Below are 3612 nucleotides of genomic sequence, written 5' to 3'. Positions count from 1 at the left end.
ACACAAAATATAAGGCATAGATAAATAAATTATTATATGAAATTTATTTTTAATATAAAAAGTGCATAAATGCTTGTTTAACAGTCATTCGTGGCACTTTTGTATTATACAAAATATAAAAGGTCAGAACTGCTCATTCTTATCCTAAGATTCAACGATATAGGCTTATAAACCATGTAATATCAAGGTTTATAAGCTTTGTTTTTTATCAATGCTCACATTTGGTTCACATTAGAATTTTTCGGTTTTTATTTGATGTTTTCATAGGGGTTTACAATATTCTCAAAGTTTTCTGCAGCTTGTTGTTGCATGTTTTGTGTGTTATGGCTGTACTTGTCTAAAGTCATTTGAATAGAAGAATGACCTAAGCAATCCTGAGCGATTTTAGGGTGCTTACCAGCTTGAAGCATGAGTATGCCTTAAGTCGTGAACTTGAAAGATACGCTTGTTGATCTGTAAAAAAAATGCAAATTGATGTAGGTGATTTAACGGGTATTCCAACTGGTTATGACGATTTGAATAGAATGACAGCAGGGTTACAAGAAGGCGATTTAATCATTATCGGTGCCCGTCCTTCGATGGGGAAAGCAGCATTTGTATTAAACGTCGCTTTTCATGGGGCAAGTGCTCATACAGCAACAGGAGTCTTCTCGTTAGAAATGGGGGAAGAACAGTTACTTAAGCGGATGATCTCAAGTACTGGAAATATAGATGTTACGAAATTAAAGAATCCTAAAAAGCTATGTAATTTAAAAGATTGGGAAAAAATTAGTCAGGCAATGGGATTAATAAATGATTTGCCATTAGAAATTTATGATAAAGCAAATGTCACGATGCAAGAGATTTACGCTAAGACTAGGAAGCTAAAGCGTAAGTATCCTGATAAAAAGGTTTTAATCGCAATTGACTATTTGCAGCTTATTGTAGGTGACCCAAAGCACAAAGGAAATCGCATGCAAGAGATTGAAAAGTATTATATATGCTAAATAGATAATTTTGAACCTATTTAGGCAAAGATAGATTTTATGAAATTTAAATAAAATCCTTATTTGAAAATTAAAGAGCGCCTTTCTCCCAAGGCGCTCTGACCAAAACTAATGTTGAAAAGAGATACCCAAGATATTGTATGTATGTTTTTTAGATAGGTGAAATTTGATAACAAAATCGTTATTTACTAGCAAATGAAAAGAGCACACTAATAAGTATGCTCTTTGAAAGGTTAGATTTCTATGAGTGGAGAGTCTCCATGCAATAACATATGCTTGTCTAGCTTAAATGTGACAAGTTTTTAATAAAAACGCTATTTGATATGTAAAAGTTAGAGCACTTTGGAAAGTGCTCTGTAAAGGCTATTTATTTTAAAAAGAGAGGATAGAAGATATCATATGAGGCTATTTTTAATTGAGTGTGTATCTTTTGCATAAAAAATTGCATTGTGTAGAAATGAGGAAACTAAAAAAGAGCACCATGTACAAGTGCTCTTCAAGATAGGAGGTAACTCTATGAGCTGAGTCTAGGTTAGAAGTATATGGTGTGAAAAAGAAATAAGAACAAAATTTTATAATCAGACTAATCAAAAAGAGTAGCTAGCAAAAGCTAACTACTCCATGCATAAGAAGAATACAATGGTCATTCATATTTCAACTTGGTGTATCTATAGCATTAACATATTTTTTGAATTTATTTAGCCAGTAAACAAAGCAGTTAGCTACTTAAGCTAACTGCGATGTTCTCAGTACTGTCTTTAAAGGATATGTGATTCGGCACAATTTCATGGGAAAACTAATATGGCTGTTAACATACCTAAAATAAAAGGGAATCAATGTTACGATTCCCTTCGTTCACTATTGCCTCTGTTAGTAAACAAAATGACTGCTCTTGTTGAGCAATCGTATCCTTCTAACTGTTACTCTTCAGGCAGTGAATTAAAATTTGGGAGAGTATTTCTTAGTCCATCAAATACCTGTTGTACTTTGTCAAGTTTCTCTTCGTCTGAGAATCTTGACAAATCATCTACTGAACTAACTCGAATACATAATGGACCAATATTTAACCGAATCAATCCCAACAATACTACCGTAGTCGTACAAGGAATGTTTATACATAGTAAATCACTATCTTCACAAACAGTGCCTTCTGGACATGTAGGGCATTCTTCTGTTTGTTGTATCGCTGCATTTTCCATAGGATCTTCTCTCCTTTCTATAAAGATATTACAAGATATGAAAGAAATACCCTATCTGACATGGACAAGCATCCTTTTTTAGTTAAAGGGGTATTTGGTAGTTTATTAATTCATTCTCTAATTAACATGCAACTGTTAATTCAATTGAATGTAAAAAAATTCATATGTATAAATATATATAAATACGTTTTTAAAAAATAATTCACGAGATAATGATATTACGAAGTGTAGGAGTGAAACCCTCACTTTGGGATGAAAATTAAATTTTATAATGTAAAACCCAAAAATAGAATAGGTTTTTTATCGTATTACTTTACGTTTGAAATGCTCAATTAACATTATATTTACCCTTTTTAGGTTTGCGTTTTCTATGTTTTTCACCTAATGTTCATTGGAAGTTCCATAGTTTTCTTAATTTTTTGGTGCATCAATCTAATAAAAATAAAAGAGCAGCTAGCAATAGCTAACTGCTTAGCCCCAGGGAAGGGAGAGGAGCGATTTGTTAGGTCTAAGGTTGAAATAAGGGTTTTAGATATTAAGACCTAAATATAGTATGGATTTCAATTTAAAAGTTATGCATATAAACTGTATTCGTGTAAAAAATGGTTAACAAACAAAGCAGCTAGCTAATTAAGCTAACTGCAATGTTCTTAGTACTTTCTCTAAAGGATATGTGATTCGCACAATTTCATGGGAAAACTAAAATGGCTGTTAGCTTACCTATAGTATCTACAATTTGTGGAAATTAATTCTTGAATTTTATAATAAAGGATCAATGAAAATAAGATAGCAGACAGTTGGTAAATGAACTGCCTGCTAAATGAACGAACAAATGTGATTTGGAAAGATTGAGCTACATCTGTAATAGCTCATGAGTAGTATAGTTAGAAACTTAAAAGTTTATTCATCGGGTAAAGTGAATTGAAAAACTTCATATTGCACGACAAAGTAGCTAGCTCAATTAGCAAACTACTTGTTGTACAAAAGGAAATTAGGCCCTACAAGTAAATGATATGTAACTTTTAGTTACAGCTATAGTATAAGCAGAGTTAAAAATATTATGAGTTGTGTAACTCAAAAGGGAAAGTCTTATGAAACTATGAATATCAAGGAATTCAGCGATAGGGGCACTTACACAAAATATAAGATATGGGTAAGTGATGGAAGCTTTTTACTATAAAATAATGAGCGAATGATAATGTTAATCCAATGAACCCATTGGCTAATAGGTTAATACGATGTAACGGGAAGGAGATGAAAAAATGAATAATGGTCATTATGAATACAAAAATTCTTTTCATCAGTATTATCCAAACGAGTCTTATCCTTTTGTAATGGACAACAGAAATATAGATATGAGTAGAGGGGTAAGACCACACATCCATCAACTTAAGGTATCTTTTTATACAAAATGTGGTTTTTTCACG

The 3612-nt window shown here is 32.1% G+C and carries 1 protein-coding gene and 2 pseudogenes; 1 reads left to right on the top strand and 2 read right to left on the bottom strand.

Annotated features, from left to right (window positions below):
- Positions 1-248: 248 nt before the first annotated feature.
- A pseudogene (locus AB3X48_RS19335) lies at positions 249-435 on the bottom strand (site-specific integrase); the annotation flags it as partial.
- Here AB3X48_RS19335 and AB3X48_RS19330 point away from each other — a divergent pair.
- Positions 430-965, top strand: a pseudogene (locus AB3X48_RS19330) (DnaB-like helicase C-terminal domain-containing protein); the annotation flags it as partial. The pseudogenes AB3X48_RS19335 and AB3X48_RS19330 sit on opposite strands and share 6 nt — an antisense overlap.
- Positions 966-1906: 941 nt before the next feature.
- Here the strand turns inward: AB3X48_RS19330 and AB3X48_RS19325 are convergent.
- Complete coding sequence (locus AB3X48_RS19325; protein WP_016104693.1) at positions 1907-2185, bottom strand: hypothetical protein; 279 nt, start codon at positions 2183-2185, stop codon at positions 1907-1909.
- Positions 2186-3612: the final 1427 nt, after the last annotated feature.

Origin of the sequence: Bacillus sp. S4, from assembly GCF_040838205.1 — a bacterium.
Lineage (GTDB): Bacteria > Bacillota > Bacilli > Bacillales > Bacillaceae_G > Bacillus_A > Bacillus_A cereus_U.
This window is presented reverse-complemented; position numbering and strand designations above follow the sequence as displayed.